Below are 1,159 nucleotides of genomic sequence, written 5' to 3'. Positions count from 1 at the left end.
TGACCAAGGCTCTAAAATCCAAGTATGGACTGACCTATGGAACGGACAAGAGTAAGACTAATACACGCAAGTTACGCAATGCCGAGCGAGCCAAATATGAGATTCATAATGCAATTAAGAGTGTATTGCGAACGGCAGGTAGTTGGCAGAAGTTCAAGAATGAACTTGCAAAACGAGGTGTTCTCTTGGAGTTAGTCTATAAGGACAAGGAGAGAAGAACCAAGGTGCAAGGTATCCGATTCTGTAAGGACGGATATAGCTTCAAGGGTACGCAGATTAGCCGAGAATACAGCTTTGGCAAGTTGGATGCGAGATTTGAGGGAACGGAGAACCTTTTATCAGCAAGAGCCAGCTCTGCTCAGCAATATGAGCAGGTGCCATCCATATCGGAGAGCAGCCAGGACCCTTGGGATGGTATTTCTTCCATTGGACTTTTTGCTCCAGCCAATGCTCAGACCTTTGAGCCATTCCCAGAGGATGAATCAGTCAAGAAGAAAAAGAAGAAACGCAGAAGAGGCTTTAGCCTTTGATGCAAGTTACAAACCATTCAAACAACATAAGAAAGATGAAAGAAGAAATGTTAGAAGCCATCTACGGCACAGTTGAGAGATTGGAGCAAAAAGTCGATGAACTTTCTGCCTCACCAAAGAATACAGAGGCGGAAAGCACTCCGGCCTCTGTAAGTGTTGATACTAGCAAACTTGAAAAAGCTATTCTTGCTATGGCTGTAAAAGAAGGGGATGCTATTGACAAATTGGTAAGATTAAGAGAAGCTATCTGCATTTTTACCGACCTTACCAAAAAAGAAGCAAGCAAAGATGAACAACGAAGTAAACTCTTGCTTGATACTGTTAATCAGGTGAAACAAGAGCTGAATGCCACATCAAAAAATGTGCAGGACAAACTTCACGCAATGGGTAATACACCTCTGAAGAAAGTTGTTACCCATCGCTTCGAGCCAACTTCAAAGTGTGTTCTTCTTTTCATTGGTGGCTTGGCTCTATCTCTTGTTCTCTCCATTTGGGGCAATCTCACCCAATGGCGAGAGCATCAAGATTGGGAGGAGGCAGATTTGAAGTATCGGGCTTTGAAGATGGTGCTTCCATCCGATGACCCCAATGTTCGATACATCGAAAAGCATTTTTCTGTTTGCCGAGAT

Annotated in this window: 2 protein-coding genes; both read left to right on the top strand. The window is 43.5% G+C overall.

What is annotated here, in order from left to right; translation table 11 throughout:
- The coding region (locus tag DW657_RS17380) for a relaxase/mobilization nuclease domain-containing protein (protein WP_158577427.1) at positions 1-530 on the top strand (530 nt) is incomplete at its 5' end.
- A 35-nt stretch (positions 531-565) separates the two neighbouring features.
- Positions 566-1,159 (top strand): hypothetical protein (locus tag DW657_RS17375; protein ID WP_199658381.1); only part of this gene is annotated, 594 nt, incomplete at its 3' end.

This window comes from Prevotella sp. AM23-5, assembly GCF_003473645.1.
GTDB lineage: Bacteria > Bacteroidota > Bacteroidia > Bacteroidales > Bacteroidaceae > Prevotella > Prevotella copri_A.
This window is presented reverse-complemented; position numbering and strand designations above follow the sequence as displayed.